An 18950-nucleotide genomic window follows, 5' to 3' on the forward strand; every position below is an offset into this window, starting at 1 on the left:
TTAAGCCCTCCTTATGTCACAAAGGAATGCTTTATATTCCGGAATCATCGTGTTCGCATCCCCGATATGTGGTGTAAGGCGATTAGCAGTAGCACCTGTTGCATATCCTTTGTATCCAAAATTCCATGGCATTCCGATTTGATGCACTTTTTTGCCCTTTACCGTAAACGGTTTGTAGCGTTTGGTTACCAATGCATAGGCTTCAATTTGACCGCGGGCAGAAGTAACAATCACTTTGTCTTTATTATTAATGCCTTTTTCCTTAGCCAGTTCTTCACTTATTTCTACATACATATATCTAGCAATCTCTGCAAGCCACTCCTGGTTACGGGTCATCGATCCTGATTGCCAATGGGCTTCAACCCTGTAGGTTGTTGCTACAATCGGGTAGTCCACCTTGAATCCCCGCTTGTTAAAGTCTCCGTCATTAATAACGATTGCAGGGTTATACTCTACGGATGAAAAAGCATTAGGCACAGGGCTCTCATATGGTTCGTAGTGTTCAGGGAATGGCCCGTCATTCATGGTTGGAGCAAACAATAAAGCAACTCCATCTTTATTCATCATGAATGCACCTGTTCCCCCTGGATCAGTAGGAGCCGTCACAGGTTTGAAGTCTGGGACATCATTTCCAACCCACTTCTTCTGTCCTGCATCCCACCAGATCACTGCTTTTTCCTTACTCCATGGCTTGCCGCTTGGATCGGCTGAAGCACGGTTGTAAAGAATCCTGCGGTTAGCAGGCCACGCGAAGGACCAGTTTAGGAAATTTCCTCCGCCTGTATCTTTATTATCACGGTTCTTTGATCTATTTTTTCCTTCTTCAGGGTAGAAGCCGGAATAAATCCAGTTACCGCTTGAGGTTGAACCATCATCTTTTAAATCACCAAAGGTTGCCAGCAGCTTACCTGTTTTAAGATCGTAGCCATTAATTTCCCTTGCCACAAGGTCAATATCCGGTATTTCACCTGTTCCATAATTCCACTCCAACGCAAGGAATGGCTGATCAGCAGACTTTAGGCTGTTTGTGTATAAGTTTTTGAGTTTTAAGGCTAACTCATGAACGATATCAAGATCTGGCCGTGCTTCTCCTCTTGAATCAATCGCCTTCCAACGGTATTGCATCCAGCGGGAACTGTTTGAAATACTTCCTTCTTTTTCAAAAGAAGCAGATGCAGGAAGCAGGAATACCTCTGTTTTAATGGACGCAGGATCGCTGCCGGCCTCTTTTTGCCAGAATGCAGATGTCTCTGTTTCCCAAAGGTCAACCGCTACCATCCATTTTAAATTGCCAAGGGCTTCTTTTTCTTTACCGGCATTTGGCCCGCCGACAACCGGGTTTGTCCCCCAAAGGAAGGCACCTTCAATTTCATTGTTGTACATGGCTTTGAACAAGTTGATGTGTGAATAATTTTTATTTCCTTTTGGCAGGAAATGATAACCGAATTCATTATCTTTTGTGGCATTTTTTCCATACCAGGATTTAAGAAGGCTGACAACAAACTTCGGTTTGTTGCTCCAATAACCGGTTTTTGGTGTCTCTTTGTCTAAATATCCCTTCAATGTGGCATGCTCGGGCACGGTTGCTTTCGGCACACCAAGATATCCGGTTAAGTTATCCCATAATAAACCAAAGTCAGTCGACCCTTGAACGTTGGATTCCCCGCGCATTGCGTTGATTCCACCGCCAGGAAGGCCGATATTACCTAATAGCAGCTGAAGGATCGCAAAGGCACGGACGTTTTGTGAGCCGACTGTATGCTGAGTGGTTCCCATGGCATACAGAATCGTTCCTGATTTTCCTACTTTACTTGTTTCGCAGAAAGTCTTACAAACGTTTAAGTAATCTTCTTTAGGTGTCCCTGTTACAGCAGTTACGGTATCGACATCATAACGGGAATAATGCTTTTTCATTAATTGGAACACGGTACGAGGATTCGTTAATGTTTCATCCTTGACAGGTTTTCCATCTGGGGTCGTTTCGATTGCCCATTTTGTTTTATCGTATGTCCGGGTTGTTTCGTCATATCCGGAGAAAAGGCCGTCCTTAAAGTCATAGCCTTCCTTTACGATAAAGGAAGCATTTGTATATTTAACTACATACTCTTTGTGAATGAGGTTGTTATCAATTGCATATTTAATCATTCCACCCAGAAACGGAATGTCTGTACCAGAACGAAGCGGGGCATATAGATCAGAAACCGCTGAAGTCCGTGTGTAACGCGGATCTACGCTGATAATTTTCCCGCCCTTTTCCTTCGCCTTTGTCAGCCATCTAAAACTGATTGGGTGGTTTTCTGCAGGGTTTGCCCCCATAATGAGAGCACAATCGGTCCACTGAAGGTCATTCCAATGGTTCGTCATTGCTCCTCGGCCAAATGTAGGTGCCAGACCGGCAACCGTAGAACTGTGTCATATTCGTGCCTGGTGCTCTAAATAGGTCACACCAAGCCCTCTCATTAATTTCGATACTAGGTAGGTTTCTTCATTATCAAGTGCCGCACCGCCTAGGCTGGCAATCTTTTCTGTTTTATTTACAGTGATCCCATTTTCCTTTTCAACAAATGATTGATCACGAGTTTCCTTAGTCCGCTTGGCAATGGTTTCAATCATCCATTCCCAATCCTTTTCCTCCCACTTATTTGAGCCAGGTGCCCGATAAAGTGGTTTGGTTAAACGCTTTTCAGAAGTATATAACTGTCTTAATGTTGTTCCCTTACTACAAAGTTTACCTTCATTAATCGGGTTATCCGGATCCCCTTCCGTATAAACCACGGTATTGTTTTTGGTGTGGACAAGAATTCCGCAGCCAACACCACAATAACAGCAAATGGTTGGTGTTACAGAAGATTCGGCAATCTTGAAATCTTTTGTTTTTGCATAGGCACGTTTTTCATTAAAGCCCAGTTCTACAACTGCCAGCGTAGCTGCAGTCGCTCCCGATAGCTTTAAAAACTGCCGGCGATTTAAGTTCATTTCAACCATCACTATTCTCCTTCCCATAAATGATTAGAACATCCCTCTTTAGGTGTAGTGCCCGCCAAAAGTTCTAAAAGCTAAACACTAACTTCTCTCTCTATTTTCAATCCGTTTCTTCTGTGGTTCATTCCCCCCTTCAATGTTTCTCAAAAACTAGTTCTTGGCTCATATCATTATTGACTCTGCCTGCTGAAGTATAGATCATCGCCATCTTCCCTCTTAAGTAGCCGATTACCTCGATATTCAAGAATTTTGCCAGTTGAACAGCCTGTTTAGTGGCTGCCGTCCGTGAACCAATGACAGGAAAGCCAAATTTGGCTGCCTTTGAGAGCATTTCATATGAGACCCTTCCAGTTGTCAGTAAAATCAACCGTTCAGGAGGTAACCCTCTGCGCAGCGCATGTCCGATAATTTTATCAACGGCATTATGGCGCCCAATATCTTCGCGAATCGTCATGGTGCCATCTTCCTCCACAATGCAGGCACCATGCATTCCGCCTGTTTCCAGGTATAATAAAGATTCTTTAGCAAATTCACTTCTTTTCTTTAGCAGATAGCTTAGTTGATAGGTTCTGCTTGAAGTAACTTTTGCAAAGTTTTTCACATCCGTCATGGAGAAGAAGGTAACCCCTCTGCCGCAGCCAGCCGTGTAATGTTTCTTTTTAGAGAAAAACTGATCTTCTTCAAACTCTGAGTGAAGTAAGACGTGGATTTCTCCCATTTCTTCATCTATGGTTATTTGCTCAATGCCTTTAGCATCGTGAATAAATCCTTCGGAAAACAAATACCCATATGCCCAATCTTCCAGATCGTATTTGGTCAATTGAAAAACAGCTATTTCGCTGCCATTTATAATTAAGGTAATTGGATATTCATCGGGACAGCTTTTTCTGTTCATACCAATTCCTCCTTTGATCATCAAGAAAACGATTACATGAATAATAGACACATTCATCGTACTTCCATGCAAATATTTTGAAAGTAATTTTTATCACTATGAATGGGTCTTCAATGGTACTATTGGTCTATTTGTCATTTTTTTGTAACTATTATTTGTCCCTGTCTGCAAATGTCGATATCTGTTATATTTTTTATTTTGTTTTATAATAAGAAAGGAGTTATTTATCTAAAGGAGGTATGCATAATGGCAATTAAAAAAGTACTAACAATCGCAGGATCCGATTCAAGCGGCGGAGCGGGACTTCAGGCTGATTTAAAAACCTTTCAAGAGCTTGGTGTATATGGGATGACCGGAATCACCTGCATCGTTACTATGGACCCGAAAGGCTGGCACCATAACGTGTTCCCAATTGATGTTACGATCCTGGAAAAGCAGCTGGATACGATTCTTTCTGTTGGAATTGACGGCATGAAAACAGGAATGCTAGGAACAGTTGAAATTATTGAGCTAGTAGCAAGAAAAATTGACGAACATCAATTAAAGAATGTGGTCATTGACCCTGTCATGGTTTGTAAGGGAGAAGATGAGGTTTTAAATCCGGAAACGACTGATGCAATGAGGGAATTGCTTCTTCCACGTGCCCATGTGATCACGCCAAACCTGTTTGAAGCTGGTCAGCTGGCAGGAATGAAGACACCAAAAACAATGGAAGAAATGAAAGAAGCCGCTGTAAAAATTCACGACCAAGGTGCAAAGTTCGTGTTAATTAAAGGCGGCAGCAAGCTTCAAACGGAAGAAAAGTCACTCGATCTTCTTTATGATGGGAAGGAATTCCACATTTACGAATCTGAGAAGATTGAAACAAACTTTACCCATGGTGCAGGCTGCACGAACTCTGCTGCAGTCGCTGCCGAAGTCGCTAAAGGAAATTCCGTTTATGATGCAGTCGATGTTGCGAAGAGATTTGTCTCTGCAGGAATTCAGCAAGGTTTCCCGTTAAACCAGTATGTGGGTCCTACTTGGCATGGCGCCTACCGCAGCACAAAAGCAGTGACCGAGTACTGTGAAGATTGCGAGGAATAATTAACCCTTTACAAGGCCGAACAAAACGTTCGGCCTTTTTTATTTATGAAAAATATCCGGCACCAGCACTAAAGTGTATAGTGTCCTTTGCGCTTCCGCTTTTCTAATAAGCATGGATTTCGCATTTTTTAAATGATTTTAGTATGATAAATACATTATTAACAACAATACTGATTAGTTATAATTCTTTACTTTTAAAAGGGAAAGGAGGCAGTAATTTGGAAGCCATTGATGTTAAAAAAGTACAAGAAGCTATTAATCGTTTTGCCCATAAGGATGTTTATATCCACCTTGAAACGACCAACGGTGCGTACGCAACCCATAATGACCAATCCTTCTTTTCTGCCGGAGCATATATTCGCAATGCCCTTGTTCGTTATGAATTAGGAAAGATTACAGGAAACGGCCCCTTCCGGGTAGGTCTTAAAATAAACCTCGGCTGGATTTATGCAGAAGGTATTACTCACTTTGAAATTGATGAAGAAAACCATCTATTATTAGCCGGGCATGACTTTGACGGAAAGCTTGCAGTAGCATTGGAAATCGGTCTCACACCATTTGAATAAATTTGTCCTGAAAGACCCGAAAGGAGAATCATCTTATGAAAAAAGAGCGCCATCTATTAGTCGTTTTTCCTCACCCGGATGACGAGGCGTTTGGGGTATCTGGCACGATCGCCACACATATAGAAAACGGTACAACTGTCACTTATGCCTGTTTGACCTTAGGGGAAATGGGACGCAATATGGGGAACCCTCCGTTTACGAATCGAGAAGAACTTCCTAAGATAAGAAAAGAAGAATTAAAGGCAGCTGCCAAAGCGATTGGGATTCAGGATTTGCGTATGCTTGGTTACCGCGACAAAACGATTGAATTCGAAGATGATGAGAAATTGACCAATCATATGGCTGAAATCATTGATGAAGTAAATCCTTCCTTAATCATCACTTTCTATCCTGGTTATTCGGTTCATCCAGACCATGACGCCACCGGTGCAGCGGTCGTAAGGGCTGTTGAAAGAATGCCTGCAGCCGCACGGCCAACCTTACACTGTGTCGCTTTCTCCAAAAATTGTATCGAGGAGATTGGCGAGGCTGATATCATCAATAATATTACGCCTGTTGCCGATAAAAAACTGGATGCAATCAAGGCGCACCGCTCGCAAACAGAGCATTCGTTCAAAGATACAATGGAAAAGCTTAAAAATCAGGACCCACAGCTAATGGTTTGGCTCAACAACGAACGGTTCTGGACATATAAATTCTAAGAAAAAAAGCCCTTCAAATGCGAAGGGCTTTTTTTCTTTAGAATGATGGTCTTTATAAAACTTCAAGAATCGCCTCTGCTACACCATGTTGGTCATTCGTTTCAGTTAAACAATCACATAGTGCTTTAATTTCATAGCTGGCATTTCCCATTGCTACTGAACGGCCCGCTCTCTCAAACATGGAAACATCATTGAAATTATCGCCTATGGCCATTGTTTCAGCCATATCAATTCCCTTAGCTGACACAAATGCCTCTAGCGCTAAGCCTTTTTGTGCTTGTTTATTGGTAATTTCAAGATTTTCGTGGCCGGAAGAAGTCACATCCAAGTCCGAAAAATCGTGAAGGTCTTCACCAGCAGCTTTGAGTTGATCCTTATCAAAACAAAATGCTAATACTTTATAAATGAGATAATTATCATCTGAGAAAAGAAGTTCATAATCATCAATTTGATGAATTAAGCCATCACGGATTCTTGCCCCGGCTGCATGTCTAATCTCCTCAGGATCAACCTCTGGATTTGCGCTCACCACAATGTCTATCAAGATCGACACAGCTTTATCAGGGTCAATCGTATACGCACCCTTATCTGTGTAAACCTCATAATAGACTTCATGCTCCTTTAATTTAGCTGCAACTTCCCTTGCACGAGATTTATCGATAGGGGTAGAAGAAAGCACTTCTCCTTCCTTAGAACGAACCTCTGCTCCATTTACACAAATGACAGGGCACTTTAATCCAGCCTCTGATAATACATAAACAGCCTCTTGATATGACCGGCCTGTAGCCACCACAAATTCTACGCCCTCTGACTGTGCCTTTAAAATAGCTTGTTTATTTTCCTCACTAATCTGTTGCATGGAATTTAATAATGTTCCATCCATGTCTGATGCGATACATTTAATCATGATGTCCACCTTTTCCATTTTTTTCTGCAGGATCCAGCCTCAGCGTCAAGACGCTTCTGCCTTTCTTTTTATTGCCATTCTAACATGAACCCTCTCAACATTAACACAGTTTGCTCACCCTAAATACTTGCCGCCTTCCCGGACACTTAGCGGGGCTAACTTATTGTTCTCGATAAATCCCTTCACCGAGGCTGGATTCGTTTTGGAATACTCCCTTAATGCCCAGCCAATAGCCTTTTGTAAAAAAAACTCCTTACTATCTGCATTTTTCAGTATGTATCGATAAAGAAGGTCCTCATTCGTTTTTTCCTTATATTTAAGTTGAAAAAGAATCGAAGCCCTCCGCAGCCACATATCTGGATGAACCGACCAATCCTCAATGGTTTCCTCGATTACTTCCGGAAAAGCTGAAGCAATTTTTCCGACTGGTTTTGGGGCGATGGCGTCAACTGTATCCCACCAGGATTTGGTCGTAATCAGCTGTTCCATTAACTGTAAATCCTGTTTTTGAAGTTTTTTAAGTGATTTTTCTATGTAAGAAAGGCCGGTATACTGATATTCCCTTTCGTCCTTATTCCAAAGCTCTTTGACGAATTCTTTGTTAAAAGGCTCATTTAATACTCCTGTTTCTTGAAAAAATTGCTTCTCTAGCACTCTTCGTAACGGAGTTTTTATTCCCAGGAAAGGAAAATGGCCTTTCATATATTTTTGCATTGGCCGTGCATTGTCCTCATTCTGATTTTCCACAAATAGCTTGGTTAATAAATCAATCCTCGAAAGCATCCGATCATCCCTCCCTAATCCTTAATAGTTCTCCTATTACCCAATTTTTCCTTTATTTTATGAGATTAAACCATTCAAACGATGGCACACTATTACAGAAAAGGGGGGATACTTAGATGACAAAGAAGTTTAATAAAGGCAGCCGTAATCAAAATTCACCACAGGCAGGTCACGCTGAAGCTGAGTTTGCCTCAGAATTTGTCAGCGGCGATAACAGCAAGGGGAATAAACGCAATAAAGGACAGCAAAGCAAGACAAATCCTCATAAATAAAGTGCCGGGGGACTCCCAGGCACTTTTTTCTATTCATTGAACTTTACTGGCTGCCAGGTCATTTATTTCCTGCGCAATTCTTTCATGAATTTTTTCAACAACTGAGAAATCCATTGCTGCGACATAAATTTCTTCCAGCTCATCATGCAGAGATTTGGCTTTAGCCAAATAACTAGTGGCCTCCGTCATTTTGTTTTTATAGCGTTCAGCGATATTTTTAATAAAATCGGCAAAGAGCTCGTCGGTCCCTGGCTCAATCAAAATCTCATACATATCAATGATCTCATCGCCGTCTCTGCTTGGGAAATATTCGTGTGGAGCAGTACTGTCAAAGATGGCAATCCCCAGCTCTCTGCAGATGACCATATCAAGGCTGTGCGGGTCAAAGCCGCAATGATAAATCTCAACATCAATCCCGCGTTCTTCTGCTGCGGCAGCAATCTTTTTCAGCATGGTAGATTTCCCTGAACCTGGCCGCCCCTTGATAAAGTAGCGTTTCTGTATATCCTCTGTTAAATTCGGAACAAAATCCACCGCTCCATTCGGCGTGGCCGCCCCTAAGTAGCGATGACGAACATCCGGGGTCTTATTTAACTTTATTTTCCCGAAAAAGGAATCAACTAATTTGATTGTTAATTGGTCTGCTTTAATAAAATCCATACTGTTAATATAAATTTTTTCCCAATCATCATGAATTTCCAATGCTTCCTTAAACGTTGCATAGGCCTTCTGAAAAGATTGGCTTATTTGGTTTGTCAGTTTCTGTATAACCGCTTTTTGAATATTAAGGGTTTTGGAGTTCCAAGCCTCGCCAAGGTTAATATACTCCTCAACTGCACCCGGTGCTTTAGGTTCAATCACGTGCGGGGCGGTACCATCGACTAGACCAACCTTTAACGCCGGAATGATGACTCCATCAATCGATTGATTGTCAGATGAACAATGTAAGAGCTCTATATCATAGCCCTTTTCAAGCCACTCCTGGCCAATTTTCTTCATCAAAGAGGATTTTCCCGTTCCTGGACCGCCTTTTAAAATAAACAATCTCTCTAAACCTTGTAAATTAGAGTCATAAAGGCTATGGAAGCCTCTTGCAGTATTACCGCCGGCATAATAATTTTTAATTTTCCCTGCCACTTCTAAACACTCCCTTTTTAACAAAATCCACTTCGTATAAACTAAATGGAAGAGATATTAAAATAGTCACCATATCTTATGCCTTATTGTTGATTAGGTGAGTGCCTATAAAAATTATCTTACATGAATTCACTGGCAGGATTGTTAGTCCGTTCATTTTTTGTCACAGGAATAAACTCTGCCTTTGTTACCTCTTGTAATTTCCCTGGGGCAATAACCATTTGGATGCCAATTTTTCCTGCACTTACGACCATTGTTTCCAAGTTTCTGCTGCTTTCATCGAGGAATGTTTTATATTCCTTTTTCATGCCGACCGGTGAGCAGCCGCCGCGGATATAACCTGTCCATTTTTGAATGTCCTTCATTGGAAGCATCTCAATCGCTTTTTCTCCAGCCGCTTTTGCTGCCTTTTTTAAATCCAATTCCGCCTCGACAGGAATGACAAATACAAAAATACTTTTGCTTGTTCCTTGAGCCACAAGGGTCTTATAAACTTCCTTTGGATCTTTTCCAACTTTTTCAGCCACCGATACACCGTCTATTTTTCCATCCTTATTGTCATATGTAAGCATTTCATACTCGATTTTTCTGGCATCCAGGATCCTCATTGCATTTGTTTTTATCTGTGCCATTTCCATCATCCTTTAAATTTTGTTTAAGCCATTATAACATCAATAAATTCTATCGAACAAAAGCAGATTTTTTATAAGAGAAGGCCAAAAGACCCAGAACATACACAAAATCACCCAAAATCTGTCACCCGTTTGTCACTCTATTGATCCATTATTATAGTAAACTAAATCTAACAAACTGGTATTACTATGATGAGAAAGGGCAGATGCCCCGTTATCATTGGATAAACTTTTGTGAAAACCCTCACATTTTAGTTTTGATATCATGTTCATTTTTTATATGAAAATAGAAAAACTCCTTATATTATCCTTGAGGTGAACTCAAATGAAATACGATTTAGTCTTACTGCACGCTCCAAGTGTATATGATTTCCGGAAAAATTCTTTACTAGCCGGTCCCATAAGTGATGTGGTTCCATCCTCACCTGTCTTTGAAATGTACCCGATTGGCTTGACAAGTATTGCCGACTATTTAGAGAGGTATGGCCTTAGGGTAAAAATTATCAATATAGCAAACAGGATGCTGATGAGTGAAAAATTTGATGTAGAAGCCAAACTTCGAAAAATTAACACAAAGGCATTCGGAATTGACTTGCACTGGCTTCCGCATGCACACGGCAGTATTGAACTCGCTAAGGTAGTTAAACATCTTCATCCTGAGACGCCGATCATCTTTGGCGGATTATCCGCTACCTATTATCATAAAGAACTAATTGAATATCCATTTATCGATTTTGTGATGCGGGGTGACTCGACCGAAAAGCTTATGCTTTTACTAATGAACAAGATTGAGTCAGGTAATACCCACTATGCTGACATACCAAACCTTACTTGGAAAAAGAGAACTAACTATGGATATAATCCAATTACCTATGTTCCTAAGGATTTAGATGATATTGACGTCCCAGGCTACCGCTACACGATCCGTTCCGTATTTAAATATCGGAATTTCCTTGATCCGCTGCCATACAACGGCTGGCTGCAATATCCCAACACGGCCCTTTTGACCGCTAGAGGATGTACGCAGAACTGTTTAATTTGCGGAGGCTCAAGGGAAGCCTATGACCAAAACTGTAATCGGAATTCTCTCGCCTTACGTTCGCCAAAAAAGCTTGTCGAGGACATTCAATTTATCTCACGCTTCAGCCGGGCACCCATCTTTATTTTGCACGACTTACGCCAAGGCGGGCGGGAATATGTAAAAGAGTTTTTCAGCCGGTTAAAAGAATTGAATTTAAAAAATGAAATTGTCTTTGAATTATTCCAATATGCGGATGAAGAATTCTTTCAAATGATGAACGAAAGTGTTCCAAAATATAGTATTGAAATTACCTTGGAAGCGCATGATGAGAAAATCAGACGCTATAATGGCAAATTTAGCTGCACCAATGAGAAGGTGATCGAGACCCTTAATTTTGCCTTGAAAAATGGCTGTAAAAAGATTGATCTGTTCTTTATGGTAGGAATTCCCGGTCAAACCTACTTAAGCGCAGTAGAAAATATTGACTTCTGTGAAACGATTCATTTAGCCTGCCATAAGGATCCAAGAATCTTTTATTTTGTGGCACCATTGGCACCATTCCTTGATCCAGCCAGTCCGGCCTTTGAACATCCGGAAATTCATGGCTATAAAAAACACTGCCACACTCTTGAGGATCATCGGAAAGCCATCACACAGCCATCCTGGAAGCATATGCTCAGTTATGAAACCAAGGATATGACAAGGGATGATATTGTCAATTCGACTTATGAAGCAGCTGAACGGCTTAATGACTTTAAATTAGAATACGATTTAATCAGTAAAGAAGATTACTTTGACATCAAAGAGAAAATTGAAAAGTCAAAGGAATATATCACCAAGATCGATCATGTGCTTTCCCTTCCATTAGAAGAGCAGGCAGTCGAATTAGCAAAAATCCAAGAAGAAATTGAGGAGTTGAATAAGTATAGTATCTGCGGCAAAAATGAATTGAAGTGGGAAGTACAAAAGAATTATGCCAACTTCTTTTCTCTGGCCTTAGTTGGAATGGAGCAGTTATATGAGGATTATGCAAACAAGATCAGACATTTCTTCAGTCCTGAGCGCCGCCATCAATTTAAAATCGATACAGAATATCGAAAAATAAAGGGATAATGCCGTTGGATAAAAGGCTGCTGATTCACGCATCTAGAATCAAGAGGGTACGCAATTTATCTGTTGGGGAATAAGGGTAAGCACCCGATCTGATTAATAGACGGAGGAATTCCGCTTAACTAGTAATTTTTATTAAAAAAGGCTTAAATAGACGGAGAAATTCCGCCTATTGACTAGATAAATCCGAAAATGGGGGAATTTTGCTTGCATAACCGGAAAATCGACCCTTAAATACCCCAAAATGAGCTCCATTCTTCATATAGTCGGAAGTTCTCCGCTTATTTTACTTTGCTGGTTGCTCGATATGAATAAGGTTTTTGTATTCCTAATAAAGAAACTCGTCAATTATGACGAGTTTCACTTTTAATATACCAATAACGATGCCAACAATGCTATCATTTCGGCACGCAGACTCTTTTTAAATTAATGCCCGCCAAGGTAAGCCGCTCTAATCTGGTCGCTTTGGCTCAGTTCATCTGCGGATCCTGAAGCAACAATTTTTCCTGTTTCAATCACATACGCACGATCCGCAATCGATAATGCCATGTTAGCATTTTGTTCAACAAGCAGAATCGTAGTTCCCGTTTTGTTGATTTCCTCAATAATATTGAAGATCGTTTTTACTAATAGCGGCGCAAGACCCATGGAAGGCTCGTCCAACAATAATAAACGAGGTCTTGCCATTAAAGCACGGCCCATGGCAAGCATTTGCTGCTCTCCGCCAGATAAAGTACCAGATAACTGCTTACGGCGTTCCTCGAGGCGAGGGAAGAGCTGATAGACCTTTTCAAAGTCTTCCTTGATTCCCTTTTTATCCTTTCGCAGGTAAGCACCCAATTCAAGATTTTCTTCTACTGACATATTAGCGAAGACACGACGGCCTTCTGGAACATGTGAGATCCCTCGTTTTACGATCGATTGAGCCACTTTTCCTGCTACATGTTCATTCTCAAAGATGATCTCACCTTTTTTTGGTTTCAATAATCCAGAGATCGTCTGTAACAGCGTACTTTTTCCCGCACCATTTGCCCCAATCAAAGTAACGATTTCCCCTTGATTAATCTCAAGAGAAACTCCCTTCAAGGCGTGGATATTCCCATAATAAACATTGATGTCATTAATTTTAAGCATTTTAAGAGACCTCCTCGCCAAGATACGCTTCGATGACTTTTGGATTACTTCTGATTTGTTCTGGTGTACCATTGGCGATCAATTGACCATGGTCTAGGACATAAATTCGTTCACAAACGCCCATAACAAGGAGCATATCGTGTTCAATCAGCAGAATCGTAAGATCAAATTTTTCACGGATTAACGCGATTAAGTTCATCAATTCTTCTGTTTCCTGCGGATTCATCCCGGCTGCCGGCTCGTCAAGCAGCAAAAGCTTTGGATTCGCCGCTAAGGCACGGGCAATTTCTAAACGGCGCTGCTGGCCGTATGGTAAGTTCTTTGCCTTTTCATGTAATACATTATCAAGTTTAAAGATTTTCAAAAATTCAATTGCCTTTTCTTCCATTTCCTTTTCTCCTGAAAAATGGGAAGGAAGACGTAAAATTGAACTAAAAATGGAGTGCTTAGCATGTGAATGGTAAGCTACTTTAACATTATCCAAAACAGATAACTCGTTGAATAAGCGAATGTTTTGGAATGTCCGGCTGATTCCCTTTTTTGTTATTTTATAAGGAGCTTGTCCATTTAGTTTTTCTCCATCAAGAGAGATACTCCCCTCTGTTGGTACATAAACCCCTGTCAGCAGGTTGAAAAATGTGGTTTTCCCCGCGCCGTTCGGTCCAATTAAACCGACAAGCTCTCCTTTTTTCAATTCCAAATTGACATCTGAAACAGCCTTTAAACCGCCAAATCGGATACCGGCATTTTCTACTTTAAGCAACTGGTTTTTTTCTGTCATGCTGGATTCCTCCTTTATCCGATTTACCCAATTTAAAGAATGAGGTAATTTCTTTAGTGCCCAGTAACCCTTGTGGACGATAAAGCATCATAACAATTAATACTAAACTATAAATAACCATTCTGATTTCTGGATAGCTTTGCAGATAAGTTGAAATAATCGTTAACAGAATTGCAGCGATTACCGCACCTGACAAACTTCCCAAGCCGCCAAGAACAACAAAGATTAAGATATCAAATGATTTCAAGAACCCGAAGTTGGTTGGCTGGATAATATAAAAGTTGTGCGCATATAAGGCACCAGCGATACCTGCAAAAAAGGCACCAAGCGCAAAAGCTGTTACTTTGTAATAAGTCGTATTGATTCCCATCGCATCAGCCGCAATCTCATTCTCTCTAATTGAAATACATGCTCTTCCATGTGAAGAGTTAGTAAAGTTAACTATGACTAGGATTGTTACAATCACACAGCCAATCAGCCATGGCCATGTGGTTAAATGAGACACGGTCATACCGCTTGCTCCGCCGACATAATCCATATTTAAAAAGACAATCCGAACAATCTCCCCGAAACCTAGTGTAGCAATAGCAAGATAATCGCCTCGTAATCTTAAACTTGGAATCCCAATAATAAGACCTGCCAATGCCGCAACTACTCCGCCAGTTACAAGCGCTACCGGGAATGGCATGCTTAATTTCATTGTCATAATTGCAGATGCATAAGCACCAACTGCCAGGAATCCGGCATGTCCAATCGAGAACTGCCCTGTAATACCGATAATCAAATGTAAACTAACTGCAAGAATGATATTAATACCGATGAAAAATAATGTATTCACATAAAATTGGTTGATCGAACCACCGACAATTAAAAATTGCATAACCACTGCAAAAACAACGGCTAAAACGATGGAGGTCCAGAAAAACTTTGCTTGTCTTAAAATGTTCATCGCTCTCGAGCCTCCCCCTAAACCTTTTCCCTGACATTTTTACCAAATAAACCTGCCGGGCGGAAAATTAAGATTAAAATTAATACAACAAACGCGACACCATCACGCCATAAGGAGTAACCTGCCGCACTTACAAGTGCTTCAATAACGCCTAAAAGTAATCCGCCAGTCATCGCGCCAGGGATAATTCCAATTCCGCCTAAAACGGCAGCAACGAAGGCTTTCAGACCTGGGATAATTCCCATCAACGGCTCAATTTTTGTATAATACATTCCAAAAATAACACCGGCAGCACCAGCAAGGGCAGAGCCGATAGCAAAGGTAGCTGAAATTGTATTATTTACATTAATCCCCATTAGTCTAGCTGCATCCATATCATGTGACACGGCACGCATAGCCTTCCCAATCTTGGTTTTATGAACAATGAATTGAAGAAGAATCATCAGGACGATCGATGTTCCTAGAATCAGGATTGACTGTCCACTAATTTTGACACCTAAGATCTCAATGCTCTTTAAAGGTACTAATCCGCTTGGATAGGCTTCAGGCTGTGCCCCGCGGACATATATGGTTCCATATTCGATAAACAGTGATACGCCAATCGCTGTAATAAGGGCAGCGATTCTCGTTGCATTCCTAAGCGGCTTGTACGCAATCCGCTCAATTAATACACCAAAGATGGCACATACCACCATAGATATTAGTAAAGCCGGGAAAAATCCTACATGTAGAACAGTAATAGAATAAAATCCAATAAATGCACCGACCATGAAGACATCTCCATGGGCAAAATTAATTAATTTAACAATACCGTAGACCATTGTGTATCCTAAAGCAATCAATGCATAAATACTGCCTAAGGATATTCCATTCACAAGCTGCTGTATTAACTCCATTGTTTACACTCCTTCTGATGAACTCCTATGTTTCTTTTTCTAAGAGCTGTGTTTAAATTGCTGTTGATTTCCACTCCAGGCGCTTCGCTTTCCGCGGGCGGTCCGGGAAGCCTCCTCGGCGCTTTGCGCCTGCGGGGTCTTCCCTGCTCCGTACTCCCGCAGGAGTCTCGCGCCTTCCGTTCCAATCAACTTCATTAGAATTCAAATATTCTATTTTATACAGCCTCTGTGATTAACTTATAATCCTCTAATAAATTGGAATAGGGAACGTCAACGCTCCCTATCCCTTGGCAAACTATGATTTGTCCAAATTTGTCCAGCTTCAGCGCCTAGGCGCCTCCGCTTTTCTTGTTACGGGTTAACCTTTGTTTTATATTGTTGTTGGCCATTTACATATTCCAAAATAACGGCCGCTTTAATTGGATCGTGATTCTTATCAAGCTTCACTTTCCCTGATACAAGCTCGAGGCCATCTGTTTCTTCTAGCGCCTTTTGAATTTTCTTAGGGTCGCTGCTTCCCGCACGCTTTATCGCATCTGCAAGGAAGTAGACTGTATCATATCCCAGGGCACTGAAGGCATCCGGTGATTTATCATCATACTTTGCTTTGAATGCTGAGACAAAATCTTGAACCTTTTTGTCACTATCACCTGAAGAATAGTGGTTAGTTATAAAGGTATTCTTCAGCGGGTCAGTTCCGGCAATTTCTACTAGTTTAGGAGAGTCCCAGCCGTCGCCGCCCATAAATGGTGCAGTTATACCAAGCTCACGAGCCTGTTTAACAATCAAACCAACCTCTTCATAGAATCCAGGCAGGAATACGTAATCAGGATTTGCCGCTTTAATGCGTGTCAGGGTAGCATGGAAGTCTGTATCTTTTGCCACATACGCCTCTTCAGCGACAATTTTTCCGCCATTATCCTTAAATGCCTTTTTAAAAGCAGACGCAAGACCTTTCGAGTAGTCACTTGAACTGTCAATAAGAACAGCAGCCGTTTTTACCTTTAAATCATTCGTCGCAAAGTTTGCTGCAACCGTTCCTTGGAATGGATCTATAAAACATGTACGGAAGACAAAGTCATTTAATTTCCCATCTTTAAACGTGATTGTAGCATTGGTCGCCGTTGGTGTAATTAAAGGAATGTTATTATCTTGGGCAATTTGTACTTGTGCAAGGGTGTTTGTACTTGTTGCAGCGCCAATCATAGCCACTACTTTATCCTGTGTAGCCAATTTTAGGGCACCGCTTGTTGCTTCGGCTGCATCAGATTTGTTGTCGACTGTCACTAATTCTAGTTTTTTGCCATCGATGCCTTCTTTGTTTATTTCCTCAATCGCGAGTTCAATACCTTCTTTTGCTGACTGGCCATATGAGGCAACTCCACCAGAGAGTTCCAAGTTAGCACCGATTTTAATGGTGCCTTCTTTTTCATCGCTTCCGCTAGTACTTGAATTACAACCTGCCAACACACCTGCTGCTACCATAAAGGACATAAAGATTCCGGCTAACTTCTTTTTCCTCATTCAACTACCCCCTAGTTTAAAATGCCCAAGACCCTTTGCCTATACGTCTAAAATTCTATAATATTCTGAAAACATTGTACATAATATTTAGGGGTTCGTCTAGTCCTATTATACAGTTATTTTAAAATAATTTAAAGAGTAAGAAAATTAAAACGCTTTTTTATCCAAAAACGCTTTATTACAATACAGTGATGATGTCTATCTTTTCTTTCTCGAAAGTAAACTGTTATTAATATTTTCGTTAAATACATTTATTTGTTCGTTAAGGCGAAAAAAGGATTCCTTATTTTGGAACCCCTTGTCGAAGATTATTATACTAATTCCTTATTTTTCGTCTCTTTTCCTAAAATAAAGACGGCAAACGCACCAATTAAGATCGAAATACAGAAAATCATGAATATGGTTGAAATCGGTACGTTCCTGGCTACTAGACTACCAACTAACAACGGTCCAAGCACCCCGCCGATCCGGCCAAAGGAAGCCGCCATGCCTGTACCTGTTCCACGGATTATGGTTGGGTACTGCTCTGGAGAGTATGCATATAAACCGCCCCAAGCACCAAGATTAAAGAATGATAGCAAAATGCCAGCAATCATTAAGGTTGCCGTCGTGTCTGCTGAGCCAAAGAGATAAGCACTGATTGCCGTTCCTACTAAATAAATGACTAACACAAATTTCCGGCCTAATTTTTCAATAAACCATGCAGCTGTGAAATAACCTGGCAGCTGCGCTAAGGTCATGATCAATACATACTGAAAACTCTTAATTAAGCTGAATCCCTTCATAACCATCACACTTGGCAGCCATAAAAACATGCCATAATAGGAGAAGACCACACAAAACCAGACAATCCAAAGCATGGCCGTTTGGCGTCCGTATTCCTTCGAAAATAATTTCTTCAAACTTTCAAACGCAGAGACCTTTTGCTTTTCCTTAACTGCAGTAAAGCGAGGTGAATCGGGGAGTCCCATACGTAGATATAAAGCATAGAACGCCGGAATAGCACTGATGATTAAAGCGATTTGCCAGCCAAATTTCGGAATAATAAAGTAGGATATGACCGCAGCGATCAACCAGCCTCCAGCCCAAAAACTTTCTAGTAAGACGACGATCCTGCCGCGCTTATCAGCTGAAACGCTCTCTGAAACCAGGGTTGAAGCAACCGGAAGCTCCCCGCCTAAACCAGCTCCAATAAAGAATCTAAAGATTAAAAAGGCCGTTAGTGACGTAGTAAACGCCGATGCACCGCTCCCTATAGAAAATAACAGCAGGGTAATTATAAAAATATTTTTCCGGCCGATCCGGTCTGCCATTATACCAAAGATAAGTGCACCAACAGCCATCCCGATCGAATTAACACTGCCGATCCAGCCCATTTCTCCCGGAGTCAGATTCCATTCTACTTTTAACGCCGCGATAATAAAACTGAGCATCCCCACATCCATGGCGTCAAACATCCAGCCCATTCCGGCAATTCCCAGAAGTTTCCCTGTGGACATTTCTTTCTGATTTTTCATGTAGAACCCCCTATATGCAACAAGTATTTACATTATTCCCCAACCACCGCTGATTTA

At 41.2% G+C, this 18950-nt stretch carries 17 protein-coding genes; 5 read left to right on the forward strand and 12 right to left on the reverse strand.

Annotated features, from left to right (window positions below; genetic code table 11):
* On the reverse strand, positions 1–2976 hold the full coding sequence (gene fdnG / locus GXK58_RS17615) for a formate dehydrogenase-N subunit alpha (protein WP_160724572.1): 2976 nt from the start codon (positions 2974–2976) through the stop codon (positions 1–3).
* 139 nt (positions 2977–3115) lie between these two features.
* Complete coding sequence (gene fdhD, locus GXK58_RS17620; protein ID WP_160724483.1) at positions 3116–3877, reverse strand: formate dehydrogenase accessory sulfurtransferase FdhD; 762 nt, start codon at positions 3875–3877, stop codon at positions 3116–3118.
* Between the two features lie 246 nt (positions 3878–4123).
* On the opposite strand from fdhD, the gene pdxK reads away from it, so the two are divergent.
* The 3 genes from pdxK to bshB2 all read left to right on the forward strand — a co-directional run bounded on the left by pdxK (position 4124) and on the right by bshB2 (position 6230).
* The gene (gene pdxK, locus GXK58_RS17625; RefSeq protein ID WP_160724484.1) at positions 4124–4963 is read left to right on the forward strand and encodes a pyridoxine/pyridoxal/pyridoxamine kinase; all 840 of its coding nucleotides are present in this window, start codon (positions 4124–4126) and stop codon (positions 4961–4963) included.
* Positions 4964–5181: 218 nt separating this feature from the next.
* Positions 5182–5529 (forward strand): YojF family protein, encoded by a 348-nt coding sequence (locus GXK58_RS17630; protein ID WP_160724485.1) that lies wholly within the window; start codon positions 5182–5184, stop codon positions 5527–5529.
* Positions 5530–5564: 35 nt separating this feature from the next.
* A complete protein-coding gene (gene bshB2, locus GXK58_RS17635) occupies positions 5565–6230 on the forward strand; it encodes a bacillithiol biosynthesis deacetylase BshB2 (protein ID WP_160724486.1) in 666 nt (221 codons plus the stop codon).
* Positions 6231–6282: 52 nt separating this feature from the next.
* Here the strand turns inward: bshB2 and GXK58_RS17640 are convergent, their stop codons facing one another.
* Positions 6283–7137 carry a Cof-type HAD-IIB family hydrolase gene (locus GXK58_RS17640; protein WP_160724487.1) on the reverse strand — a complete coding sequence of 285 codons (855 nt, stop codon included), beginning with the start codon at positions 7135–7137 and terminating at the stop codon, positions 6283–6285.
* A 114-nt stretch (positions 7138–7251) separates the two neighbouring features.
* Complete coding sequence (locus GXK58_RS17645) at positions 7252–7920, reverse strand: DNA alkylation repair protein (protein WP_160724488.1); 669 nt, start codon at positions 7918–7920, stop codon at positions 7252–7254.
* Positions 7921–8036: 116 nt separating this feature from the next.
* Between GXK58_RS17645 and GXK58_RS27065 the strand changes: the two genes are divergently transcribed.
* Positions 8037–8192 carry a hypothetical protein gene (locus GXK58_RS27065; protein ID WP_202171393.1) on the forward strand — a complete coding sequence of 52 codons (156 nt, stop codon included), beginning with the start codon at positions 8037–8039 and terminating at the stop codon, positions 8190–8192.
* A 33-nt stretch (positions 8193–8225) separates the two neighbouring features.
* Here the strand turns inward: GXK58_RS27065 and GXK58_RS17650 are convergent, their stop codons facing one another.
* Positions 8226–9329, reverse strand: a complete 1104-nt coding sequence (locus tag GXK58_RS17650) for a PRK06851 family protein (protein WP_160724489.1) — start codon at positions 9327–9329, stop codon at positions 8226–8228.
* 119 nt (positions 9330–9448) lie between these two features.
* Positions 9449–9961 (reverse strand): Cys-tRNA(Pro) deacylase, encoded by a 513-nt coding sequence (gene ybaK, locus GXK58_RS17655; RefSeq protein ID WP_160724490.1) that lies wholly within the window; start codon positions 9959–9961, stop codon positions 9449–9451.
* A 325-nt stretch (positions 9962–10286) separates the two neighbouring features.
* Here ybaK and GXK58_RS17660 point away from each other — a divergent pair, with 325 nt between their 5' ends.
* Complete coding sequence (locus GXK58_RS17660; protein ID WP_160724491.1) at positions 10287–12095, forward strand: TIGR04190 family B12-binding domain/radical SAM domain protein; 1809 nt, start codon at positions 10287–10289, stop codon at positions 12093–12095.
* Between the two features lie 423 nt (positions 12096–12518).
* Here the strand turns inward: GXK58_RS17660 and GXK58_RS17665 are convergent, their stop codons facing one another.
* From GXK58_RS17665 to GXK58_RS17690, 6 genes are all read right to left on the reverse strand, one after another.
* On the reverse strand, positions 12519–13226 hold the full coding sequence (locus tag GXK58_RS17665) for an ABC transporter ATP-binding protein (protein WP_160724492.1): 708 nt from the start codon (positions 13224–13226) through the stop codon (positions 12519–12521).
* 1 nt (position 13227) lies between these two features.
* Complete coding sequence (locus GXK58_RS17670; RefSeq protein WP_160724493.1) at positions 13228–14007, reverse strand: ABC transporter ATP-binding protein; 780 nt, start codon at positions 14005–14007, stop codon at positions 13228–13230.
* The gene (locus GXK58_RS17675) at positions 13982–14956 is read right to left on the reverse strand and encodes a branched-chain amino acid ABC transporter permease (RefSeq protein ID WP_160724494.1); all 975 of its coding nucleotides are present in this window, start codon (positions 14954–14956) and stop codon (positions 13982–13984) included. Before GXK58_RS17675 ends, GXK58_RS17670 begins: the two co-directional genes overlap by 26 nt.
* A 17-nt stretch (positions 14957–14973) precedes the next feature.
* On the reverse strand, positions 14974–15852 hold the full coding sequence (locus tag GXK58_RS17680) for a branched-chain amino acid ABC transporter permease (protein WP_160724495.1): 879 nt from the start codon (positions 15850–15852) through the stop codon (positions 14974–14976).
* A 351-nt stretch (positions 15853–16203) separates the two neighbouring features.
* Positions 16204–17376 carry an ABC transporter substrate-binding protein gene (locus tag GXK58_RS17685; protein ID WP_160724496.1) on the reverse strand — a complete coding sequence of 391 codons (1173 nt, stop codon included), beginning with the start codon at positions 17374–17376 and terminating at the stop codon, positions 16204–16206.
* Positions 17377–17687: 311 nt separating this feature from the next.
* The gene (locus GXK58_RS17690) at positions 17688–18893 is read right to left on the reverse strand and encodes an MFS transporter (RefSeq protein ID WP_160724497.1); all 1206 of its coding nucleotides are present in this window, start codon (positions 18891–18893) and stop codon (positions 17688–17690) included.
* Positions 18894–18950 lie beyond the last annotated feature (57 nt).

This window comes from Bacillus sp. USDA818B3_A (assembly GCF_009928415.1).
Lineage (GTDB): Bacteria > Bacillota > Bacilli > Bacillales > Cytobacillaceae > Neobacillus.

Bases quoted from the DNA above. Each gene is read 5' to 3' on its own strand.
- GXK58_RS17670 (WP_160724493.1), bottom strand. From the start codon at position 14,007: ATGACAGAAAAAAACCAGTTGCTTAAAGTAGAAAATGCCGGTATCCGA.
- GXK58_RS17660 (WP_160724491.1), top strand. From the start codon at position 10,287: ATGAAATACGATTTAGTCTTACTGCACGCTCCAAGTGTATATGATTTC.
- fdhD (WP_160724483.1), bottom strand. From the start codon at position 3,877: ATGAACAGAAAAAGCTGTCCCGATGAATATCCAATTACCTTAATTATA.
- GXK58_RS17645 (WP_160724488.1), bottom strand. From the start codon at position 7,920: ATGCTTTCGAGGATTGATTTATTAACCAAGCTATTTGTGGAAAATCAG.
- GXK58_RS17675 (WP_160724494.1), bottom strand. From the start codon at position 14,956: ATGAACATTTTAAGACAAGCAAAGTTTTTCTGGACCTCCATCGTTTTA.
- ybaK (WP_160724490.1), bottom strand. From the start codon at position 9,961: ATGGCACAGATAAAAACAAATGCAATGAGGATCCTGGATGCCAGAAAA.
- GXK58_RS17665 (WP_160724492.1), bottom strand. From the start codon at position 13,226: ATGCTTAAAATTAATGACATCAATGTTTATTATGGGAATATCCACGCC.
- GXK58_RS27065 (WP_202171393.1), top strand. From the start codon at position 8,037: ATGACAAAGAAGTTTAATAAAGGCAGCCGTAATCAAAATTCACCACAG.
- GXK58_RS17685 (WP_160724496.1), bottom strand. From the start codon at position 17,376: ATGAGGAAAAAGAAGTTAGCCGGAATCTTTATGTCCTTTATGGTAGCA.
- GXK58_RS17640 (WP_160724487.1), bottom strand. From the start codon at position 7,137: ATGATTAAATGTATCGCATCAGACATGGATGGAACATTATTAAATTCC.
- bshB2 (WP_160724486.1), top strand. From the start codon at position 5,565: ATGAAAAAAGAGCGCCATCTATTAGTCGTTTTTCCTCACCCGGATGAC.
- GXK58_RS17690 (WP_160724497.1), bottom strand. From the start codon at position 18,893: ATGAAAAATCAGAAAGAAATGTCCACAGGGAAACTTCTGGGAATTGCC.
- pdxK (WP_160724484.1), top strand. From the start codon at position 4,124: ATGGCAATTAAAAAAGTACTAACAATCGCAGGATCCGATTCAAGCGGC.
- GXK58_RS17680 (WP_160724495.1), bottom strand. From the start codon at position 15,852: ATGGAGTTAATACAGCAGCTTGTGAATGGAATATCCTTAGGCAGTATT.